We start from the raw sequence: 20,431 nt of genomic DNA, 5'->3' as shown, positions 1-20,431 counted from the left end.
AGCGCGAGCCGACGCGACCATCAGGTCGCCGGCGGGGCGGGAGTGTCCGTGGCCGGCGCGGGGTCCGGGACGAAGAGGCGGACGTAGGTGTCGGCGAGGTTGGTCGCGCCGCTGCTGACGATGCGCTGAGCGAGTTCCTCGCGCCGGTTGGACAGCTCGGCCGCGGTGTTCGCGGCCCGGCGCTCCTTGAGCGCCTCCTCCTGCAACGCCGTGTTGTACGGGTCGAGAGCCGGCGCGACGCCCATGAGCGCCTCCACGACGATGCCTTCGGTGCGCATGACGTTCTTCTGCACCGACAGGATGACGCCGGGCACGGTGAAGGCCGCGCCGGTGGCAGGGTCCTCGTACTCGGTGACGAGATCGCGGTTGAACTGCCACACTTTGGTGACCGAGCCGTCGCGTTCCGGGTACGACCGCTGCCGGATCGCGTCGCGCACGGGCTGGCCGCGCCAGTCGGCGACGGTGTTCAGCGCGTGCAGGATCTCGGCCCGGACCTCCTGGCGCTTGTCGGCGTCGTCGACCATCACCTCGTCCAGCAGCGCGCCCAGCTCGGGCAGTGGGCGCTCCTGTTTGGACTCAGCGAAGTTGTTGAAGAACGCGACTCGCACGTCGACAAGATGCAGGATGGTGATGAACTCCTGGTTCATCTGCCGGAACACGAAGTTGAGCGGCGCCGAGAGGTTGATGTTGGAGATCTCCCGGGTGATCGAGGTCTCCGAGCCGACCTCTGTGGACACCTCGGAGCTCGTGTTGATCTGCACGTCCCGCTTGGATGAGGCGCTCGCCGAGGTCTTCTCGGTCGCCGAGGCCACGTTCTTGGCGGCCTCCTCACGGCTGGAGTTCGTCGACCCGGCGACGCCGCCGCCCACCTTGACCATGCCGAAACCCCAGGAGGCGGAGGCTTCCGCCTTATACTCGAAGCTCTTGGCGTAGGTGGACTGGTCGGACTGCTCGCTCTCCACCGCCGACTCGAAATCGGTCGCGCTCTGCTCCGAGAACGAGTCCAGGATGCTCGACGCCTCGGACTGCGTCGTGGTCGACTGGGTGTAGGACTTGACGCTGATAGTCGTCTTCTCGCCCGGTAGCAGAGTCATCGTCTGCACGACCCGGCCCGCGCCATAGGAGCCGAGATAGGTGGACAGGCGGTACTCCTCGACGAGGTAGAGCCTCGGTTCGGCGGTCTGGGCGGTCGGAATCCAGGTGGAGACGTCCGATCCCCACAACGACGTGTAGACCACCGGAGTGAGGCCGGCCTGGATGTGGGACGCGATCGTGCCGGGACCTGCCGGGTCGTCGTCCTGGTCACCGCCCTGACCGCCGCCGTGCTGGCCGCCGTGGTGACCGCTGTCCTCGTCGTCCGGGCCGGGCAGGTCCGTGGACTCGCCGGTGTCCGGGTTCCATTGCCGGGCCGCCGTGCCGCCTCGGGTCCGTGCCGGTCGGCTTGCGAATCCGGCCAGCCCGCGGGCCGCGTGCGCGACTAACGGGAACTCCCGCGGATCGGCTGCGCCGTCGAGCGAGGCGGCGACGACGGAGGTGATCTCGGTAAGGGGACGGCCTGCCAGCTTCGCCCGGTCCGGGACCACCTTGCCTGCCGCGGTGAAATAACGATCGTCGAACGGCAGCTCGATGTAGTTGCGGCCCGGGTACGACGTCGGTTCGGGCACGTTGTAGCTGAGAATGGTCGCCTGGCCCGAGGCTTCGAGGGCGACCAATGGCGCGGCACTCGGTTCAGTCATAGGTGGCACCGTAGAAGCGAGTGCAGCAGTGGACTGTCAGGTCGCCGACCCCCAGGTGGGCCATAGCCGGAGTACCAGGGTGGACCGGTGTCGGAACCCTGACGGCTTCCCGGCGGCGTCGGACGCTCGGACGGCCACGCCCAGCAAGCCGGGCGTGGCCGAATCCTGCTATCGCAGCAGGGCCAGCGCCTTGGTGACGGCGGCGTCTCGTCCCGCCGACAAGTCGACTGCGGTCGTCGGCGCCAGGTGATCAGGTGCGACGCCGACGATGTCGACCGTTTCCCGGTTCGCGCCGATCTCGCGGTGGCTGGGCAGCGTCAGTTCGCTGTTGTCGTCGAGCGCGTACGGCAAGGTCGGGCCGGACACCATGCCCGCGGTACGCGTGCCGATGAGCGTACCGAGGTGGAGGTCTTTGACGGAACTGGCGAACGAGTCGCACGCCGAGGCGCAGTTGCGGTCGGTGAGCACGACCAAAGGCAGGTTCACCAGTGCCACCGTGTCGTCGGCGTGGTTGGCGGTGCACTTGTCGCGCACGTCGCACCAGTAACTCGTGGGCTTGCCGTGAACGAAGGCCCCCAGCAGCCGCAGGAGCTCCGCGCCGACGCCGCCGCCGTTGCCACGCATGTCGAGGATGAGACCGCGTACCGAGGCAGTTTCGCGCAGCTCGGCGATGGCGTTGAGCACCTGGTCGGCGACACCCGGAGTGAAGCCCGGGATGGTGACCTCGGCGATGTCGCCGGGCAGCAGGGTGGCGTCGACCTTCGGGCTCTGTTGCGGGAAGTCGACAGGGGTCACCGTGGTGGTGAAGGTCGTGTCGGTGGCCGGTCGGTGCAGCGTGAAGGTGATCTGCTGGGCCGGCGACGCTGTGGTCAGCCACCGGACGACGCCTTCGGACACACTGCCGTTGAGAATCAGGGGCACCCCGTTGACGGCGACCACCTCGTCGCCGGGCTTGATCCCGGCGCTGGCCGCGCCACTTCCGGCCGCGACCGTGGTGACGAAGATCGGCGCGGTGACGACCGGATCGACGCCGTCGACCCGGAGTCCGGAGAACTTCATGCCAAGCAGGCTGCGCTGCTGCCCGCGGGTCCACCGGGCGTGGTTGTCGTCGAGCGCCGACACCATGCCGAGCAGGGTGGCTTCCGCGACGGCCTGCCGAACAGCGGCATCGTCGGGCAGTGCGGCGGCGATGGTGTCGTAGGTGCGGCTGAACGCGGTCCAGTCGGCGTCCTTGCGGCCGGTCAAGGCCGGCAGGGTGGCACGCGGTTGATCGATGCCTCGGCGTTGCAGCTCCCGGGTGAGGGCGGCGAAGGCGGGCACCAGCAACGTGCGGTCGTCCAGTTCCGGTCCGCTGTAGTAGTTGTCGAAGATGCAGTAGTAGGCCTGGCCGATGGTGGTGATCGTGGTCGGCTGCGGGGGAGCAGGGGTGGTCGGCTGCCCGACCTGCCCGGTGGGCGCGGTGCAGGCGGGTGGACGGCTGGACGACTCGGCGGATCCGGCCGGGACGATCACGACCGTCAGAATGCCGCCGACGAGCGCCGTCGTCGCTACTCCGACTGCGATTCGTAGCTTGTTCCTCATGCGGCCCACCCTCGCGGTCGGACCGTTGCAGGGGTGTGAACGCAGCCGTTAACGCCGACGAAGCACGGCCCCTGGTACAGAGGCTGGATGCGAATCCTGGTAGCCGAGGACGAACGGATGCTCGCCGATCTGGTGGCCGAAGGGCTGCGTAAGCAGGCGATGGCGGTGGATGTGGCCTACGACGGGCCGGCGGCGTCCCAGCGGCTCGCGGTGCACGACTACGACGTGCTCGTCCTCGATCGCGACCTGCCTCAGATGCACGGCGACGTGATCTGCCGGGAACTGGCGAGCAGCGGTGCGCATACGCGGATTCTGCTGCTGACCGCTGCCGCGTCGGTGCCGGATCGAGTCGCCGGGCTGAGCCTGGGCGCCGACGACTATCTGCCCAAGCCGTTCGACTTCAGCGAACTCGTCGCGCGAGTCAAGGCACTGGGACGCCGCAGTCAGCCGCCCGTCCCGCCGGTCCTGCAGCGGGCGGGGATCGTCCTGGACACCCCGCACCGGCAGGTCTTCCGCGACGGCCGCCACGTGCCGCTGTCGGTCAAGGAGTACGCGGTCCTGGAGGTGCTGATGCGGGCCGATGGGGCGCTGGTCAGCGCGGAGACGTTGCTGGAGTCGGCCTGGGACGAGCACGCCGACCCGTTCACGACGGTGGTCCGGGTCATCATCAGCCGTCTGCGCGCCAAACTCGGCGAACCGGCCTGCATCCACACCGTCGCCGGCGTCGGATACCACCTGTGAAGCGGCGTACCGTGCGGGTGCGGCTCACCGCGGTCTACAGCGGGCTGTTCCTGGTCACCTCGGTCACCGTACTGGCGATCACCAACCTGCTGCTGAAGCTCAAGCTGGAGAAACGATTCACCAACCTGCGGTTCAACCTGATCGGGAGCGCCGCCGCCCCCTCGACGACAGCGGCCCCGACGCCCGGGCCCACCAGCGGATCTGTGCCCTCCGACAGCAGCGGCATCGGCTATCTGCCCGACACCGTGCTCGGCTACCAGTGGAGCATCGCGGGCGTCACGATCGCCGTCCTGACAGTCGTGTCGATCGTGGTCGGCTGGTGGCTGGCGGGCCGGCTGCTGCGCCCGGTGCATCAGATCACCGCGACCGCCCGGCGACTGTCGCTGTCCAACCTCACCGACCGCATCGCGCTGGCCGGACCGCGCGACGAACTCTCCGAGCTCGCCGACACCTTCGACAGCATGCTGGACCGGCTCCAACGATCCGCGGACAGTCAACGCCGGTTCATCGCGAACGCCGCGCACGAGCTGCGTACGCCGCTGGCGATCCAACGGACAGCGATCGAGATCGGTCTGGACGATCCTTCGCCCGAACGGCTCGCTCGAGTACGCGAGGAGCTGCTGGAGGTCAATCGCCGCAGCGAGCGGCTGATCGACAGTCTGCTCATCCTCGCCCAGGGCGACAACGGTCTGGAGACGAGGGAACAGGTCCGCCTCGACATCCTGGTACGCCGGGTGATCGGCGAGACCCCGGCCGGAGGCGTCCAGATCCGGCGGCAGCTGGAACCGGTCACGGTGGACGGCGACCCCGTTCTGCTGCATCGGCTGGCCGCCAACCTGCTGCACAACGCGATCCGCTACAACCAGCCCGGCGGAGTGGCGGACATCAATGTCGAGCCCACTACGGGCCTCACTGTTCGCAACACTGGCCCGGACGTTCCCGACGATCGTGTTGGCGAACTCTTCGAACCGTTCCGCAGGCTGCACCCGGAGCGAACCGGATCGGCCGACAGCACTGGTCTGGGCCTGTCGATCGTGGCCGCCATCGCACGCGCCCACGACGCCACGATCACGGCCGTGCCGAACCCCGGTGGCGGTCTGGCGGTGACCGTGCGGTTCCCTACGCAGACAGACGGACTCTGGCCCGGCGGCGCTGATCTACTCAGCCGAAGTTGAGTAAGAGTGACGATGCTCGTGGGCTCCGCCACCCGGGATCCTGACGGTATGCACCGGGCCCTTCGTGTTTCCTTGACAGGTCTGCTCGCTACGGCCGCCCTGGCCGGTTGCTCGTCGGCCGAGGATCGGGCCGAGAGCGACGCAGCGACGAAGGCTTCGCAGGTCGGCGAAGCGGCGCACGGAACGTTCAACCCGGTCCAGACCGCCGAGGAGATCGGGCGGCGCGTGACCGGGCGCGACGATGCCACCTTGCTCGCCGTCGCCGGCAGCGATACCGGGACGAAGCAAGGCGTCACCATCACGATCAAGGTCGTCGGGGTGGCGGACGCGGGATGGTGGGAGCCCGACCGTGAGGACGGGCCGGCGTACGAGTTCTGCTACGACGTCCGCATCACCCGATACGAGGCTCATAAGCCGAAACAGGTGCCCTGCCCCGCGGTCGCACCGATGACGTATCCGCCGCTGGCGCCCGAGCCGAAGCTGCCCGATCCGGAATCCCTCCAGCAGAGCTTCGCCAAGGCCACCGACGAGGCGGGCGTACGGGAGATTCTGTCGAAGCTTGCGTTGGACCAGCGTGTGCGCGTCGACGTCCTCGTCCGAGACGGCTATGTCGGGGTGGCGCTGCGAGCCGATCGCACCTTCGGACACTCTTACGACTGCCGCCTCATCCGCATCGCACCCGTCAAGACTGAAGCGTGGCGGCCGGCAACGGTTTACCTCCAGCCGGGCGAACTCTCGTGCACCGCCGGGGAAGCCATCGGCGGCGCGGGAATGCGTCCGCCGCACTGAGACTATGGCTCCGGCCGCCCGTCCTTGCGGTGGATCTTCAACTCCCGTTCGAGGTCGGCCACGAGCGAGCGCAGGTCGTCGAGCCGTTGGCTCACCATGATCCGATCGATCTCGTCCGGTACGCCGTCACGGTTCTCGTCGACGGCCATCCGCTCGGTCATCTCCAGCCGGCGGGCTTCCTCCATGGAGTTCACGAGCACCGCGATCAGGATGTTCAGCAGCAGGTGAGCCGTCACGATCACATAGCTGATGTAATAGACGAGCGTCCATGGTGACAGCTCCACACCCTGCTGGATCAGGTCCGGCAGGTTCTCCAGGGACAGCAGCACGAACAGGGTGAGCACGGCGCGGCCGATCGTGCCGTACTGCTCGGGGTACGCCTCGCCGAAGATGAGCCACCCGGCCATGCCGTAGACGTAGAGCGACACCAGAGCCAGCGCGAAGAACCCGCCGATCCCAGGCAGGCTCCGCAGCAGGGCGACGACGATGACGCGTAGCCCGGGGGAGAAGCGTACGAGGCGAAGCACTCGGGCGATGCGGATCACCCGCAGGGCGGCCGACTCGCCGTGCAGACCGGGAACGAACGCGGCGGCGATCACCACCAAATCGAAGACGTTCCACCCGTGGCGGAGGAAGTCCTGAGGCCGGCGGCCATACGCCAGCACCCGGATGGCGATCTCGATGACGAACACGGCGCGGAAACACCACTCCAGCGTCCGCAGCAACTGGCCGAGCGATCCGTCATGGGGGTAGGTCTCCACGCCGAGGAGCAGGGCGTTGACGCCGATGACGACGACGATCGTCAAGTCGAACCAGCGCGACTTCACGATGTGGGCGCACCATCGCGTCAGGCGCGACGGCGCAGGTGCGGTCGTGTCGGGTTCGGCTCGTTGGGGCGGTGCCAGCTGCGTGTTCATCCGTTCGCCTTCACGGACCCGGCCAGCGGCAACGGTGGGGAGAGGTCGATCGGCAGGGGTGGGTGGATCACCGGGCCAGCCTACGGGCGCTCCGCTGACTGTCCGGTTTCCGTCGTCGCCGCAGTACAAGTGGGGGAGGCGCCGTCCCGTCCGGCGTTCCTAGCCTCGGCGATACGCCAGGTGCCATCCACAGTCGATGAGACAGTCGATGACACACGGCGGAGACGGCTCGGCTGGAGGACGCGTGCGTACCAAACAGGTTCTGATCGTCGTGACGGCGCTGGCAGTGGTCATCGCGGGCGGCGCGGGCGGCTGGTGGTGGACTCATCGCGACCGCGGCCAGGCGCAGACGGACCCAGCGCCTCAGGTGACCGGCAAGCCGACGAAGATCGGGCCGGACGGCGGCACGGTCGACAACGGCGACGTCACGATCGTGATCCCGGCCGGAGCCGTGCCCAGCGGCGAGACCGTCACCGTGTTATCGGTCGAGTCGATCGGCGCGCACGACGGGGAGATCTTCGGCCGCCCCATCGGCGTGGAACACAGTCAGCCCCTGGCCAAGCCGGCGACCCTACGGTGGAAGGCGGGGGCGCTGACCGCCCGCCAGCGGGCCTCGGCCGTGTTGACCCGGTGGGATCCCGACAGCCGGATGTGGAAGGTCGCCGGTCCGCAGTTGACGGTCGACGGCGACGTCCTGACCGCCACCGTCAGCGAGTTCTCCTTCTGGGACTGGGCCGCCAGTGCCAGCCAGTGGACCGGGCAGATCGCCGGAAAGCGGGTCGACGCGCCGCACTGCAACGGCAAGCCGTTGCCGGGCTGGGTCCGTGGCGTGGTCGATCCGGACGAGGACCTGTCCGCCGCCGCGCTACGCGTGTGCTTCGAACCGGACCGCGACGACATCGTCACCGCCCGCGTGGCGAACAACCGCTCGTTCACTCAGCGGCTCACACTCACCCCGAAGGACGCCGCGTGGGCGTGGACCTGGGCAGGACGGGAAGAGTTCGGCCCCAAAGCCGTCATCTACCGCACCGCACATGACGTCTTCGACTCCGACACCAGCTATCTGCTGCCGCCCACGCACGAAGTCGCGGTCGGCATCGGCCGACCGGCCGGAGCGGGCAGCCAGATGCAGACCGCCACCGGCGTCGTCGACTTTCGGACGGTGCTCACCGACGCGGTCGCGTACGTGTTCGATCAGATCCCCGTCGGTGGCAGCGACAATCCATTGATCAACGCCCTGCTGCAGGCGCTGTTCGAATGCGGTGGCAAGCAGGCGCTCGACCGGCCCGAACGGAAAGTGGACGCGATCGTGCGGGCCGTCGTGCAGGCCGTCACCGGCTGCGCCGCCGAGATCGTCCGGCCCGACAGCGAGTTCGGAGCACGCCTGGAATCGCTGGAACAACAGATCATCCGCAGCAACCCCGGCGCCACCGCGCAGACGATCGCCCGCGGCGACCGGTTGATCCACCAGCTCGCCCAAGCCTGCAAGATCCTCGCGTACGCCGATCTGCTGTTCTATCTGTCCGATCAGCTCGCCGAGACCCTCGTCGGGCCGCTCATGTTCAGCGTACGCGGCGACGGAAAGCCGCAGAAGCTCGGCGAGTGGAAGCCGTCGTGCACCGACCGGGACACCGACTCCAACCGGCTTTATCGCAACCTCGCCCTGCAGGACACCTTCGCCGACAAGAACAAGGAGCTCTGGCAGTTCTCCCAATGGCGTTCGTCCGCCCGCACGGCGATCGAGCCGATGAAAACCTGCCCGGCCGAGTACCTGCTGAAGTTCGCCGACTACCTGCCCGGTGACTGGGGCGACCCGAAGGCCGCCCGCGTCGTGGCCGACGAGATCCGCCGGCTCGCCGGGTACGCCGCCGTCCCCTCTGGTGATCAACTGCGCCGTCTGGGGGCCTGCTCGGCCGCCTGTACGGTGACCGGCCAGGTCTGGTTCGACCATCCGGCGTGGGGGCACAGTCTGCTGTTCACCACGCTGCCGAACGAGGTCGGCGTCGGCGAGGCGTACATCACCGTGATCGACGGCGCCGGCAAGGTCCGCTGGCAGCACCGGGCCGGCTACTGGTACCGGCTGGCCCCCAACAGCCCGGCCCGCGACAACACCGGGCACATCTTCCTCAACTACGACCCCGGCCGGCTCAACGGCGTCATCATCCTCAACCCGAGCCCGGCCGGGTTCGACACCTACCAGACCCTGCCGGCACCGGGCGACTACGCGCAGCGGTTCTACAGCGCGAGCGTGGTCGACACCAACCACGACGGGCGTTTCGAGATCGACTCGGCGCTCAACGACTGCGAACCGGACTGCGCCGGCGGCACCATCCACCACACGAGCTACCAGTGGAACGGAACCGACTACATCGGACACTGAGCCGCTCGGGCCCCGCCGCAGGCGGACACTCTGGGCGACGCCGAGCCGGTCAGGCGCCGTCCGGGTCGAGGTCCGCCACGTCGTCGCTCGCATCGGGGTCGGTCACACCGTTCATGACGCCGGTCACCGCCAGCACGCGTTCGACGATGTCATGAGCGTTGGCGACGGTCAGGGTCGTTCCGTGACGGGCGGCCGCCCAGCGGCATCTCATCAGGGCGTGGACCGCTTGGGCATCGATGAAGGTGACGTCATCCAGGTCGACCACGACATGGTTCACCTCGGGGTGCCGGATGGCGTCGGTGATGCCGGTGGCGAACTGCGCGCAGGTGCTGATGTCCACCTCGCCGGCCATCGCGACGTGGCGCACATCTGAGCCCCGGGCGTACGGATGAACGGTCAACTGGGTCATGGGCGCCCAACGTCGATGCGGATGGGATCTCGAGGATTCCAGCTACGGAATTGATCTTTGTTTATGGATCCTACTCGCAGATCCTGCACGGTAAACCGCGTATCGGCAAATCGTGGGCGCCCAGCCCGCCGACCAGTGGCCCATGCCGTCGCCGGAAGACCGGGTAAGGGGTGGGGGTTTGGGCTCGCATCGGGCGGGCATCACCGTCGCAGCCCGCGTGCGCGGGATGGACGAATCGAGGCAAGGGGCCCACTGTGGATGGGATCGTACTGCTGAAAGAGGATCACAAGGCGGTCAAGCGGCTGTTCCGGGAGTACGAGCGGATCCACGAGGACGCTTCGCCGGCGCAGAAGCGGGCACTGGTGGACAAGATCATCCATGAGCTGACGACCCATGCGTTCATCGAGGAGACGATTTTCTATCCGGCGGCGCGAGCCGAGGTTCCCGGCAACGACGAGCACGTCCTGGAATCGGTCGAGGAACACCACGTCGTCGCGTGGTTGTTGGCGGAGCTGGCGAAGCTCGACCCGGCCGACGAGACGTTCGACGCGAAGGTCACGGTGCTGATCGAGAACGTGGAGCATCACGTCGAGGAAGAGGAGCAGGAATGGTTCCCCGAGGTGCGCAAGACGCTCGGGCGTAATCGGCTCAGCGAGCTGGGTGAGCAGATGTCGGCGGCGAAGGCGAAGGCGCCGGCCGATCCGCTGGCGCTGATGTCGGCCAAGGCCTGACCGGCGTGATTCGGACGCCGCTGGCCGGGCGGGCCGGTATCCGCCGCAGGTTGATCGTCAGATCCTGCGGTGGCATCTGGTAGGTGGACCGGGCGAGGATGGTCGAGGTCTGCTCGATGATCGCCCGGGTCACCGGTTCGCCCGGACAGCGGTGCCCGGTTTCGCGGTCGCCCGCGCCCTGTGGGATCAGATCGAACAGTCCAGGCGGCCGCTGCCGGTAGCGGTCGGGATCGAAGACATCGGGATTCGGGAACACGCGCGGGTCGTGGTCGATTCCGTACACGTCGAGCAGGACCGTGGCATCAGCCGGGAAGTCCAGGTCGTGCCAGCGGAAGCCGGTGCGTACGCGGGCGGCGAGGAACGGGGTGAACGGGTACATGCGGCGTACCTCGTCGGCGAAGTCGCCGGCGTCGCCGGGGTCACCGTCGGCGAGTCGGCGCCGCCACTGGGGCATGGTGTGCAGCGCATGGGCGGCGTACGCGATCATCCAGCTCACGGCGACCGTCGGGCGTACGACGTTGAGCAGCTCGACGGCGGCGGTGGCCCGATCCAACGTCGGGTCAGCGGCGATGATCGCAGTCGCCGAGCCGGACGGCGGCCGGAGGTTGCCCCGCCGGACGTCGTCGATCACGTGGCCGGCCCACAGTTCGGTCCGCCGCCGGGCCAGGCGGGCCAGCACGTGGCGGGGGCCGAGGGTCGCGAAGCCGTCGACCATGGCGACCAGATTGCGAGCCAGTTCGTCCACTCCTGCTGCGGGGATCGGCGCTCCGGCCCAGCCACAGGCGGCAGCGGTCAGCACGCGGGCCGCCTCGTCGAACAGCACCAACTGACGCCGATGCCGTAACGCGGCATGCCAGGCGGCCCCGGTCAGCTCGAGCAGGCGGGCGACCGACTCCGGAGTGTTGACCGCCAGGAACAGGCCCTTGCGTGCCTGATGCGGCCGGCCGTCGAGACCGTGGATTCCGTTCTCGCCGAACAGCGTCTTCTTGACCGGCCCGGGAAGGACTCCCTGCCGGTCGAACCGGGCCGCGTTGTAGAAGACCTCGGCGGCGTCCGGGCCGCCGATCGCGTAGAAGCCGGGAATCGGCAGGCGGACGGCGTCGGATCCGGCCCGTTCGCGCAGCCGGGTCAAGGTGAGATAGGACAGTCCGAGGCTCATGGTCATCCCATCGCGAGCACTTGGGGGCTGGCGTCCTTGATCCGGGTACGCAGCCACTGCCAGCGATGTTGAGCCTCCTCCTGAATCGGGCGGAGGACGTCGACGAGTTCGGTGTCGCGGATGGCCAGTGCGCCTTGGAGCAGGATCACCCAGTTCAGCTCGGCCTCGTGCGCGATCGGGTAGAGCCGCCGCAGATCGTGCAGCAGATGTAGACCGGCCGCCGGGACGATCTCGACCGCGTCGTCCAGCGCGCGAGGCGTCAAGTCAGCGGAGAGATCCTTCGGCGCGGCCGGTGCCCCGTGGCGCTGTGCGTGCGGAGTCAGCGTGTCCAGATGCTCGGCGCACTTCTTCGCCAGGGTGCGGCCCATCGCGTACACGTCGGGGTCGGCGACGTGCCGTGCCGACAGACTCAACAACTGCCGGGCCAGGCCCGTCTCGGCCGCGTACACGTCTTCGATGGTCTGGGCCAGCTTCATGCGGTCACCTCCACCGGCGCTGAGGCGGTCGTCAACGGCGCCGGCGCCGGGACGCCGCCGGAATCCGCGAGCTTCTCCAGGCGTACCGCCGCCGTCTTGAACAGGGGCTGTTTCGAGACCGGATCCCAGGTGGGCTGGGTGACCGCGTTGGCCGCGTGGCCGACGCCGGCCCGCGATCCGTAGTGGAACGGAGCGAAGACCACCCCCTCGCGCACGCCGCTGACGCGCGCCCGCGCCTGCATGCGGCCGCGTCGCGACTCGACCGCGACGAGATCTCCTTCGGCCACCCCGAGCTGAGCGGCGTCCGCGGGCGAGATCTCCACCCAGGCCTCGGGCGCCGCGTGCTGGAGTTCCGGCGCGCGTGCGGTCTTCGTCCGGGTGTGGAAGTGGTACGCAGTGCGGCCGGTCGTGAACAGCAGCGGATAGTCGTCGTTCACCGGCTCGGCCGGCTCGACGTAGTCGGCGGCTTTGAAGATCGCCCGCCCTTCGGTGTGCAGCGCGGCGTAGTCCTTGCGTTCCTGGGTCGCGCCGGTGAGCAGATCGTGCCCATAGTCCTCGCAGACGTCGACGCCGGACCAGAACGTGTGATCGGTGTAGAGCCGTTCGGTGCCGTCGGGGTGGTCGGCGTCGCACGGCCATTGGACGCCGCTGCCGCCGCGCAGCTTGTCGTAGCTGAGCCCGGTGTAGTCGCACAGCCTTCCGCGGGTCGCCTCGGCGAACGCGTCGAACACCTCTTGCGGCGTACGCCAGGGCAGCAGTGGGCTGCCGTCGGTCCGGTTCAAGCCCAGACGTTCGGCGTAGTCGAGGAAGATCGCCAGGTCGGACCGGGCCTGACCGGGCGGTTCGACCGCCTGCTCCGACAGGTGCACGGTGCGGTCATAGTTCGTGAACGTGCCGGTCTTCTCGCCCCACAACGCCGCTGGGAGCACGACGTCGGCCAGCTCGGTGGTCTCGGTCGGGAAGGCGTCGGTGACGACGAGGAAAAGCTCCGGCCGTCGCAGGATGTCGCCGATGCGGGCCAGATCGGGCAGCGACACCATGGGGTTGGTGCCGGTCACCCACAGGAATCGCAGCGAGCCCTGTTCGGCGTACCGGAGGATCTGCATGACGTGTGTCGGCGGCCCCCAGCTGGGGATCTGCTGCTCGGGCACGCCCCAGAGCCGGGCGAGTTCGGCGATGTGCGCCGGGTTCTGCCAGTTGCGCATCGCGGTCAGGTCGCCGTTGGCTCCGGTCTCGCGCGTGTTCTCGGCGGTCGGCTGGCCGTTCATCTGGAACACCGTGCAGCCTGGCTTGCCGATCATCCCGCGCAGCAGCGTGATGTTGTTGACCTGGCACGCGGCCGCGGTCGCCTGATGCGACTGGTACACCCCCTGCAGGCAGGTGCTCACCAGGCGCTCGGCTGAGCCGATCACTTCGGCTGCGCGCCGGATGTCGGCCGCGTCGACACCGCAGATCTGCGCGGCCTGCTCCGGCGGGTACGCCGCGACCATCTTGGACAGCCGGTCGACCTCGACGGTGTGGCTGTCGACGAACTCGTGGTCGATCCAGTCGTGCTCGATCAGCTCGTGCTGGATCGCGTTGAGCAGGGCGACGTTGGTGCCGCTGCGAATCGCCAGGTGCACGTCGGCCAGTTCGGCGACCTTCGTCCGGCGTGGATCGACGACCACCAGCTTCGGCCGGTCCGGACCGTGCAGCCGGTCCAGCAGTCGCATCCACAGGACGGTCTGGGTCTCGGCCAGGTTGTGGCCGACCGCGAACAGGGTGTCGCAGGCGTCGATGTCGGTGAGCGAGCCCGGGTCGCCGTCGCAGCCGAAGGACTCCTTCAAGGCGGCTCCGGCGGTCGCCGTGCACAGGCGAGTGTTGCCGTCCAGGTGTGGCGTGCCGATGCCGCCGCGGGCCAGCACCGCCAGCGCGTAGTAATCCTCCAGGAACAGCTGACCGCTGGTGTAGAAACCCATGGCCAGCGGCCCGGACTCGGCCAGGATCTGCCGGGACCGGTCGGCGACCAGGGTCATCGCCTCGTCCCAGCTCGCGTCGACGAGGCGCCCGTCGCGACGGATCTGCGGCGTCGTCAGCCGATCCGCTGCGGCGTTCGCCTGCCAGCCGAACAGCCCCTTCGGGCCGAGCCGGCCATGGTTGACCCGATCGACGGCCCGCCCCCGCACTCCGACGATCTTCCCGTCGCGTACGCCGGTGTCCATCCCGCAGCCGTTGGAGCACAGCACGCACGCCGACTGGACCCACCGGACCTCGTCCGGGCGGACCCCGTCGAGGAGGTGGATGTCGACGCGGTCAGGCCACTCGCCGCCCTGTGCGTACGGTGTTCTATCGCCCCAGATGTCCGAAATACGATCCGTCACGCGGCGTTGATACCCGTTCTGATCGCGGCTAGGCGGGCACGGCGCGAGTCGTTCGGCCGTTCGCATCCAGGTAGGCGAAGCCCTTCCCGATTCCTCACCGAGTCCAGCCTGCCCAGCCTGGATGCGAACGCCTCAGTTGCGCATCAGGGGTGTGTGCTCAGTGGCCGTCACGTGAAGATGCTGACGCCGCCCGGCCCGACCAGCAGGCCCACGACAATGAGGACGATGCCCCACAGGAACTGGCGGCGTACCAACGCCACCACGCCGGACACCACCAGGATGACCGCCAGGAGCCACAGAATGAATTCCATAATCTCGATCCCTCCCTCTGATCGAGGTATTCCCCGCACGGCCGGGTGCAAACCTGAGCCGATCTTGAGCGGGTGGCGGTCATGATCACGGTTTGCGGCGGTGGATCATGGGGTACCGCGTGATCTCATGACTGACCGCAGGCAACGACCGGACCGGGACGACCAGGAACCGGAGCAGCAGGCGACCCTCGTCGCCGGGCCGCACGACGATCCGCAACTCCAGCACCAGCAGGAGCAGACCGAACGCGATCTGGCCCGTGAGCGCGAAGACCAAGAGCCGAACTCCGATCCGCGTGAGGATCAGGACCCGCCGCAGCCGTTCTCCGGCTCCGAGCATTGACCGTCCTCCCGGGTGAAGCGATCACGCGGCTGGCATGGTCGCTGATCCGGCTGGGTACGGGGCTGCCCGCTTTGAAGCGCCGCCGCTGAAGGCGCGGCGGCGAGTGCTCACAAGATCGGTTTCCCGCCGGTGACCGGGATGAGCGCACCCGACATGTAGCTTGCCTCGTCCGAGGCCAGCAGCACGTACGCCGGGGCCACCTCGGCAGGCTGGCCGGGCCGGCCCAGCGGCGAGTTCTTGCCGAACTCCTCGACCTGCACCGGTGGCATCGTGGACGGAATCAGCGGCGTCCAGATCGGGCCGGGAGCCACCGCGTTGACCCGGATTCCGCGATCACCCAGCAACTGCGCCAGCCCGGCGGTGAAGTTCGCGATCGCGCCCTTGGTCGTCGCGTACGGCAGCAGTGTCGGCCGGGGCATGTCGGAGTTGATGGAACTCGTATTGATGATCGACCCGCCGGCGCCCATGTGCGGCATGGCTGCCTTCACCAATCGGAACATCGCGGTGATGTTGATGTCGAACGTCCGCGTCCATTCCTCGTCGGTGATCTCCTCGATCGTCTCGTGCGTCATCTGGAACGCCGCGTTGTTCACCAGCACGTCGATGTCCCCGAAGGCGTCCACGGCGGTGGCGACGACCTGCTCGCACTGCCCGCGATCGGCCAGATCCCCGGCGACCAGGACCGCACGCCGCCCCGTCTCCTCGACCAGTCTCGCCGTGTCTCGGGCATCCTCATCCTCACTCAGGTACGCGATCAGCACGTCGGCGCCTTCCCGGGCGAAGGCGATCGCGACCGCCCGGCCGATGCCGCTGTCACCGCCGGTGATGATCGCCTTCTTCCCCACCAGACGGCCGGAGCCACGATACGAGTCCTCGCCGTGATCGGGCTTGGTTCGCATCGCGGTCAGCAGACCTGGAGGCTGTTGTTGTGGCTCGGACATGGCACACCCCTCCGTTCCGGGCGCAGCTTCGCTGCGTCTGATGAGGCGGATACCCGGCAAGCAGGCTGGTACGCGCGGAGTAGCCCGGCCAGATCGGGGTACCGGCCGGCACATGACCGTCATGCCCGGCCGGGCCGAGTCGTATTGGATGGACTCCACCACGGCGACCGGCTACCCGGCGCTCAGTGAGGACATCCAGGTCGACGTCGCCGTGATCGGTGCGGGCATCGTCGGCATCAGCACGGCGTGGGAACTGGCCAGGACCGGGCGCTCGGTAGCTCTGCTGGAGGCCGACCGGATCGTCGCCAACACCACCGGCTACACCACCGGGAAACTGACCTCGCTGCATACGCTCATCTATGACCGGCTCAGCGGCGACCTGGGGGCCGACGCGGCTCGGCACTACGCGACGTCTCAGCAGGACGCCCTCGGCCGCGTCCATGAGGTCGTCGCCGAGCTGGGGATCGACTGCGACCTGGAGATCCGTCCGGCGTACACGTATGTGACCGAGGACGACGGCGTCGAGGCGGTGCGGGCCGAGGCCGAGGCGGCGGCCGACGCAGGACTCCCGGCACAGTTCGTCACGACCACCGCGCTGCCGTTCCCGATCGCCGGCGCGGTCCGGGTGGACGGGCAGGCCCAGTTCCATCCACGCAAATACCTGCTCAGGCTCGCCGCCGACCTCGTCGCCCACGGCGGGATGATCTTTGAGCGTACCCGTGTGGTCGGTCTGGCGGAGGATCGTGACTGCCGGGTGACCACGGAGACCGGCCACACGGTGACCGCGCGCGACGTGGTCGTGGCGACCCACTATCCGGTGTTCGACCGAGGCCAGTTGATGACCCGCCTGGTCCCGCACCGGGAGCTGGTCGTGGCCGGGACCATCGCGGACAGCGACGATCCCGCGGGCATGTTCATCACCCGCGAGGACGACACCCGCTCGGTACGCACCGCGCCATTCGGCGACGGACGGCGGCTGGTGATCGTCACCGGCGAGAAGTTCGCGCTGGGCAGCTCTGGAGTGACCGAGCGGCTGTGGCGGCTGGTCGGCTGGACCCGCCGGATGTTCGACGTCGAGGAGATCACGTACCACTGGGCCGCGCAGGACAACGTGAGCACCGACGGCCTGCCGTTCGTGGGGCCGCTGCGGCTCGGCGCCGAGCACACCTGGGTCGCCGGCGGCTTCGGCGGCTGGGGGATGAGCAACGGAGTCATGGCGTCACGGCTGCTCACGGCGCTCATCACCGGTGCGGCGCCGCCGCCGTGGGCCGGCCTCTACACACCCAAGCGCCTGAACCTGCTCGCGGAGGCGCCCTCGTTCGTCAAGAACACGGCGTTCGTCGCGAAGGAGTTCGTCGCGGGCCGGCTCCGTTCGTCCCACGTGGACAAACCGGCGGACGTGGCCCCCGGTCAGGGTGCCGTGCTGCGAGTGCACGGCCAGCGCTGCGCCGTCTATCGCGACGACGACGGCGCGATGCACGCCGTCTCGGCCACCTGTACGCATCTGGGCTGCACCGTCGGCTTCAACGACGTGGAACGCACCTGGGATTGTCCCTGCCACGGTTCGCGCTTCGATGTGGACGGTGCAGTCCTGCACGGACCGGCGAACCAGCCGCTGGAACCCCGCGACCTGGCCTGACCGTCGACGCCGGGTGTTTGGCCGGTCAGCCCGCCGGGTAGGCGCGAGCCACATCGATCTAGACGCCGGGCGGGGAATCAATGGGCCAGCAGGCTGACATCCCTTTCGACACACGCCGCAGGCGTGATGAAGCGACCGTTCTGTTCACGATCAGCGCCACCTCCGGTGCGGTGGCCTGCCTGAGCTGGGCGCTGTTCGCCGGGCCGCACATCGCCGGGAAAGCGGCGGCGCTCGCGGTCGTCTTGTTCCTGTTCGGCGCGGCTGCGTTCGGCTGGATGACTTCCCGCAAACCGCCGGCTGTCCGCCGACAAGACCTGGACCGGATCGAAGATCGGCTGAGAGCGGTCGAGGCGGCTGTGCGCGAGTTGCCCGATGATCGGCTCCAGTGCAGTCGATCACCAGAGCCGTCGGTGCCGGACGACCTCAACGCCTTCCTTCAAGGCTGGCACTCGGCTCGTCCCGACGACGACCGCTGACGCACCCTTTGCATGCCGTGCCTGGGTTCGGCGCGGATCCTGCGATGCCGAGGTCGGCTGATGCGCGGAACGTCGGCGGACATCGTCGGTGTGACCTCCTGATGGGGATATCCCGCTGACTTGACCCCAGGGCCACACCAACCAGCACATCCCCGCGAGTTCGCCGGGCCAGACCCGTTTGCTGGCGAGGTGCTCGGGTACGCGTCGCCAAATCTGGCGGCTGGGCTCGCTAACTAGACTCTCACCTGCGAAAACTCAGCTCCTCTCGGTGCGTCCAGCCGTACTTCTGATGGGAGGACATCGATGAAACCGTCAGTGGCAATTCCGCTCGCCGTCGGCGTCGGCTACGTACTGGGACGAACTCACAAGCTGAAGCTCGCCATCCTGCTGGGAGCCGCGGCTGCTGCGGGCAAGTACGCCGGCCCGGCCAACGAGATGATGCAGCGCGGAGCGCGTTCGTTGACATCGTCGACTGACTTGAAGCAGTTGACCGAACCTGGGCAACGGCTCATGGAGGCGGCCAAGGGCGCCGCCCTGACTGCGCTCACCGGGCGCCTGAACCAGCTCAGCGGCCGTCTCACCGAGGGCATGCCGAGCCTTGGTGGCGCCGGCGAGGAGCCCGACGAGCGGGAGTCCGACGAGCGCGAGCCCGAGGATCGGGAGCCCGAGGATCGGCGTGAACGATCGAAGTCCGACGAGACCCGCCGCGGACGATCCGCCGCGCGCCGGCGCGAAGAGCCGGAGCCGGAGGAGGACACCGACGAATACGACGAGGACGAGGACGTCGAAGAGCCGGAGGAACAGCCTCGCGAGCAGTCCCGCACTCGGCAACCGGTACGCCGAGGCCGGCCCGAACCGGCCGGACGGCGGGGAAGGTAGTCCGCGATGACCGGCGACAGTCAAGGAGGCGTCCTCGGCAAAGCCGTCGAGAGCCTCGTCAGCGCCGCAGGCAAGAAGGCCGTCTCGTCGATCGGCGACCGGATGGGTTCGGTGACCGAGCGCCTGGGCGATTACGCGAAGAACGCGGCCGGTGGTGTCACGGAGTCCGTGCTGGAGAACAGCGGGCCGGCGGGCAAGGCCCTAGGCGCCGTCGGCAAGATCAAGGAGAAGCTCGGCGGTGGCGGCAGTGGTGGCGACAAGAGCAAGGGCAAGGTCACCAACATCGTGGAGAGCATCGACGTCGGGGTGCCCATCAGCGTCGCGTACAACCAGTGGACGCAGTTCACCGACTTCCCCAGCTTCATGAAGAAGGTGGAATCGGTCGAACAGGGCGATGAGCCGCAGAAGCTCTCCTGGAAGGCGCAGATCCTCTGGTCGCATCGCAGCTGGGAGTCCGACATCGTCGAGCAGGTTCCCGACGAGCGGATCGTGTGGCATTCGCAGGGAGAGAAGGGCTACCCCGACGGGGCGGTCACCTTCCACGAACTCGGGCCGAACCTGACCCGGATCATCGTGGTCCTGGAATACCACCCGCAGGGATTCTTCGAGTACACCGGGAATCTGTGGCGGGCACAGGGCAGACGGGTACGCCTGGAGCTCAAACACTTCGCCCGGCACGTCATGACCGACACGATTCTGCATCCGCAGGACGTCACCGGCTGGCGGGGCGAGATCCACGACGGTGAGATGACCGCTGAACCCGGCCAGGCCGAGGCCGACCAGGACACCGAGCCCGACGAAGGCACGGAGCCTGACGAGGACACCGAGCCCGAAGACACCGAGGCCGATGAAGGCGCGGAGCCTGACGAAGAAGCCGAGCCGGAAGGCCGCAAGCGCCGGGAGGCGCAGGAGAACAAGTCGCGCCGCCGGCCGCCTGCCGGCCGGCGTACCGATGAGCGGCCCAGCACCCGCGAACGCTCCCGCGACGATCGTGGCGGGCGAACTCGAACGGAGGCGTGATCATGACGATCGCCACCGGTGACGGCGGCGGCGGCTCGGGCTCCGGCTCGTCGTCGCTGGCCGACGTCGTCGACACGATTCTCGACAAGGGCCTGGTGATCGACGCGTACATCAGCGCGTCGGTCGTCGGCATCGAACTGCTGACCGTCAACGCCCGGGTGGTCATCGCCAGCGTCGACACCTATCTGCGCTTCGCCGAGCGAGCCGATCGGCTTCATCTGGAATCCGGCGGAACCGGTGTGCCGGAGATGGTCCAGTCGGCGACGTCCAGTCAGGCGAAGGGCCGCGCGGCCAACAGCGCGATAGGCGCGGCCAGCTCGGCGCTCGACCATCTGGCCGAGTCGCTCGGCTCGCGCCAAGGAGGCTAGGAG

General features: G+C 68.4%; 20 protein-coding genes. 10 read left to right on the top strand and 10 right to left on the bottom strand.

Annotated features, from left to right (window positions below):
• Positions 1-20: 20 nt before the first annotated feature.
• The gene (locus HDA40_RS08635) at positions 21-1,736 is read right to left on the bottom strand and encodes a hypothetical protein (protein ID WP_253753745.1); all 1,716 of its coding nucleotides are present in this window, start codon (positions 1,734-1,736) and stop codon (positions 21-23) included.
• 168 nt (positions 1,737-1,904) lie between these two features.
• The gene (locus tag HDA40_RS08630; protein WP_253753743.1) at positions 1,905-3,317 is read right to left on the bottom strand and encodes a S41 family peptidase; all 1,413 of its coding nucleotides are present in this window, start codon (positions 3,315-3,317) and stop codon (positions 1,905-1,907) included.
• 87 nt (positions 3,318-3,404) lie between these two features.
• Between HDA40_RS08630 and HDA40_RS08625 the strand changes: the two genes are divergently transcribed.
• The 3 genes from HDA40_RS08625 (at position 3,405) to HDA40_RS08615 (ending at position 6,022) form a co-directional block, all read left to right on the top strand.
• The gene (locus tag HDA40_RS08625; RefSeq protein ID WP_253753741.1) at positions 3,405-4,058 is read left to right on the top strand and encodes a response regulator transcription factor; all 654 of its coding nucleotides are present in this window, start codon (positions 3,405-3,407) and stop codon (positions 4,056-4,058) included.
• Positions 4,055-5,233, top strand: a complete 1,179-nt coding sequence (locus HDA40_RS08620) for a sensor histidine kinase (protein WP_253753739.1) — start codon at positions 4,055-4,057, stop codon at positions 5,231-5,233. Before HDA40_RS08625 ends, HDA40_RS08620 begins: the two co-directional genes overlap by 4 nt.
• A 72-nt stretch (positions 5,234-5,305) precedes the next feature.
• Positions 5,306-6,022 carry a hypothetical protein gene (locus HDA40_RS08615; protein WP_253753737.1) on the top strand — a complete coding sequence of 239 codons (717 nt, stop codon included), beginning with the start codon at positions 5,306-5,308 and terminating at the stop codon, positions 6,020-6,022.
• A gap of 2 nt (positions 6,023-6,024) precedes the next feature.
• Here HDA40_RS08615 and HDA40_RS08610 read toward each other — a convergent pair whose 3' ends face one another.
• Positions 6,025-6,939 carry an ion transporter gene (locus tag HDA40_RS08610; protein ID WP_253753735.1) on the bottom strand — a complete coding sequence of 305 codons (915 nt, stop codon included), beginning with the start codon at positions 6,937-6,939 and terminating at the stop codon, positions 6,025-6,027.
• A gap of 208 nt (positions 6,940-7,147) precedes the next feature.
• On the opposite strand from HDA40_RS08610, the gene HDA40_RS08605 reads away from it, so the two are divergent.
• Entirely contained in the window at positions 7,148-9,319 is a 2,172-nt protein-coding gene (locus tag HDA40_RS08605; protein WP_253753733.1) for a hypothetical protein, read from the top strand.
• 49 nt (positions 9,320-9,368) lie between these two features.
• Here HDA40_RS08605 and HDA40_RS08600 read toward each other — a convergent pair whose 3' ends face one another.
• Positions 9,369-9,728, bottom strand: coding sequence for an STAS domain-containing protein (locus HDA40_RS08600; RefSeq protein WP_253753731.1), 360 nt, complete (start codon positions 9,726-9,728; stop codon positions 9,369-9,371).
• A 254-nt stretch (positions 9,729-9,982) separates the two neighbouring features.
• Here HDA40_RS08600 and HDA40_RS08595 point away from each other — a divergent pair, with 254 nt between their 5' ends.
• The gene (locus tag HDA40_RS08595) at positions 9,983-10,459 is read left to right on the top strand and encodes a hemerythrin domain-containing protein (RefSeq protein ID WP_253753729.1); all 477 of its coding nucleotides are present in this window, start codon (positions 9,983-9,985) and stop codon (positions 10,457-10,459) included.
• On the opposite strand, the gene HDA40_RS08590 is transcribed toward HDA40_RS08595, so the two are convergent.
• The 6 genes from HDA40_RS08590 to HDA40_RS08565 all read right to left on the bottom strand — a co-directional run bounded on the left by HDA40_RS08590 (position 10,377) and on the right by HDA40_RS08565 (position 16,046).
• Complete coding sequence (locus HDA40_RS08590; RefSeq protein ID WP_253753727.1) at positions 10,377-11,618, bottom strand: cytochrome P450; 1,242 nt, start codon at positions 11,616-11,618, stop codon at positions 10,377-10,379. The two genes, HDA40_RS08595 and HDA40_RS08590, sit on opposite strands and share 83 nt — an antisense overlap.
• A gap of 2 nt (positions 11,619-11,620) precedes the next feature.
• Positions 11,621-12,094 (bottom strand): hypothetical protein, encoded by a 474-nt coding sequence (locus tag HDA40_RS08585; protein ID WP_253753725.1) that lies wholly within the window; start codon positions 12,092-12,094, stop codon positions 11,621-11,623.
• Positions 12,091-14,454 (bottom strand): molybdopterin oxidoreductase family protein, encoded by a 2,364-nt coding sequence (locus HDA40_RS08580; protein WP_253753723.1) that lies wholly within the window; start codon positions 14,452-14,454, stop codon positions 12,091-12,093. The genes HDA40_RS08585 and HDA40_RS08580 overlap by 4 nt, the downstream gene beginning before the upstream one ends.
• A gap of 167 nt (positions 14,455-14,621) precedes the next feature.
• Positions 14,622-14,765, bottom strand: coding sequence for a GPGG-motif small membrane protein (locus HDA40_RS08575; protein ID WP_253753721.1), 144 nt, complete (start codon positions 14,763-14,765; stop codon positions 14,622-14,624).
• A gap of 85 nt (positions 14,766-14,850) precedes the next feature.
• Positions 14,851-15,102 (bottom strand): hypothetical protein, encoded by a 252-nt coding sequence (locus HDA40_RS08570; RefSeq protein ID WP_253753719.1) that lies wholly within the window; start codon positions 15,100-15,102, stop codon positions 14,851-14,853.
• Between the two features lie 110 nt (positions 15,103-15,212).
• Positions 15,213-16,046: a glucose 1-dehydrogenase gene (locus HDA40_RS08565; RefSeq protein WP_253753718.1), complete on the bottom strand. Its 834-nt coding sequence runs from the start codon at positions 16,044-16,046 to the stop codon at positions 15,213-15,215.
• 112 nt (positions 16,047-16,158) lie between these two features.
• Here HDA40_RS08565 and HDA40_RS08560 point away from each other — a divergent pair, with 112 nt between their 5' ends.
• From HDA40_RS08560 to gvpJ, 5 genes are all read left to right on the top strand, one after another.
• Positions 16,159-17,685 (top strand): FAD-dependent oxidoreductase, encoded by a 1,527-nt coding sequence (locus HDA40_RS08560; protein WP_253753716.1) that lies wholly within the window; start codon positions 16,159-16,161, stop codon positions 17,683-17,685.
• An 80-nt stretch (positions 17,686-17,765) separates the two neighbouring features.
• A complete protein-coding gene (locus HDA40_RS08555) occupies positions 17,766-18,161 on the top strand; it encodes a hypothetical protein (RefSeq protein WP_253753714.1) in 396 nt (131 codons plus the stop codon).
• 315 nt (positions 18,162-18,476) lie between these two features.
• A complete protein-coding gene (locus HDA40_RS08550) occupies positions 18,477-19,040 on the top strand; it encodes a hypothetical protein (protein WP_253753712.1) in 564 nt (187 codons plus the stop codon).
• A 6-nt stretch (positions 19,041-19,046) separates the two neighbouring features.
• Positions 19,047-20,060: an SRPBCC family protein gene (locus HDA40_RS08545; RefSeq protein ID WP_253753710.1), complete on the top strand. Its 1,014-nt coding sequence runs from the start codon at positions 19,047-19,049 to the stop codon at positions 20,058-20,060.
• A gap of 2 nt (positions 20,061-20,062) precedes the next feature.
• The gene (gene gvpJ / locus HDA40_RS42685) at positions 20,063-20,428 is read left to right on the top strand and encodes a gas vesicle protein GvpJ (RefSeq protein ID WP_253753708.1); all 366 of its coding nucleotides are present in this window, start codon (positions 20,063-20,065) and stop codon (positions 20,426-20,428) included.
• Positions 20,429-20,431 lie beyond the last annotated feature (3 nt).

It is taken from the genome of Hamadaea flava (assembly GCF_024172085.1).
GTDB classification, from domain to species: Bacteria; Actinomycetota; Actinomycetes; order Mycobacteriales; family Micromonosporaceae; genus Hamadaea; species Hamadaea flava.
Note: the sequence above shows the minus strand (reverse complement) of the source record. Positions and strands in the feature narration are given on the sequence as shown.

Excerpts from the sequence above, each read along its gene's own strand:
- HDA40_RS08635 (WP_253753745.1), bottom strand. The coding sequence starts at position 1,736 with ATGACTGAACCGAGTGCCGCGCCATTGGTCGCCCTCGAAGCCTCGGGC.
- HDA40_RS08630 (WP_253753743.1), bottom strand. The coding sequence starts at position 3,317 with ATGAGGAACAAGCTACGAATCGCAGTCGGAGTAGCGACGACGGCGCTC.
- HDA40_RS08625 (WP_253753741.1), top strand. The coding sequence starts at position 3,405 with ATGCGAATCCTGGTAGCCGAGGACGAACGGATGCTCGCCGATCTGGTG.
- HDA40_RS08610 (WP_253753735.1), bottom strand. The coding sequence starts at position 6,939 with ATGAACACGCAGCTGGCACCGCCCCAACGAGCCGAACCCGACACGACC.
- HDA40_RS08605 (WP_253753733.1), top strand. The coding sequence starts at position 7,148 with ATGACACACGGCGGAGACGGCTCGGCTGGAGGACGCGTGCGTACCAAA.
- HDA40_RS08600 (WP_253753731.1), bottom strand. The coding sequence starts at position 9,728 with ATGACCCAGTTGACCGTTCATCCGTACGCCCGGGGCTCAGATGTGCGC.
- HDA40_RS08590 (WP_253753727.1), bottom strand. The coding sequence starts at position 11,618 with ATGAGCCTCGGACTGTCCTATCTCACCTTGACCCGGCTGCGCGAACGG.
- HDA40_RS08585 (WP_253753725.1), bottom strand. The coding sequence starts at position 12,094 with ATGAAGCTGGCCCAGACCATCGAAGACGTGTACGCGGCCGAGACGGGC.
- HDA40_RS08575 (WP_253753721.1), bottom strand. The coding sequence starts at position 14,765 with ATGGAATTCATTCTGTGGCTCCTGGCGGTCATCCTGGTGGTGTCCGGC.
- HDA40_RS08570 (WP_253753719.1), bottom strand. The coding sequence starts at position 15,102 with ATGCTCGGAGCCGGAGAACGGCTGCGGCGGGTCCTGATCCTCACGCGG.
- HDA40_RS08565 (WP_253753718.1), bottom strand. The coding sequence starts at position 16,046 with ATGTCCGAGCCACAACAACAGCCTCCAGGTCTGCTGACCGCGATGCGA.
- HDA40_RS08560 (WP_253753716.1), top strand. The coding sequence starts at position 16,159 with ATGACCGTCATGCCCGGCCGGGCCGAGTCGTATTGGATGGACTCCACC.
- HDA40_RS08555 (WP_253753714.1), top strand. The coding sequence starts at position 17,766 with ATGGGCCAGCAGGCTGACATCCCTTTCGACACACGCCGCAGGCGTGAT.
- HDA40_RS08545 (WP_253753710.1), top strand. The coding sequence starts at position 19,047 with ATGACCGGCGACAGTCAAGGAGGCGTCCTCGGCAAAGCCGTCGAGAGC.
- gvpJ (WP_253753708.1), top strand. The coding sequence starts at position 20,063 with ATGACGATCGCCACCGGTGACGGCGGCGGCGGCTCGGGCTCCGGCTCG.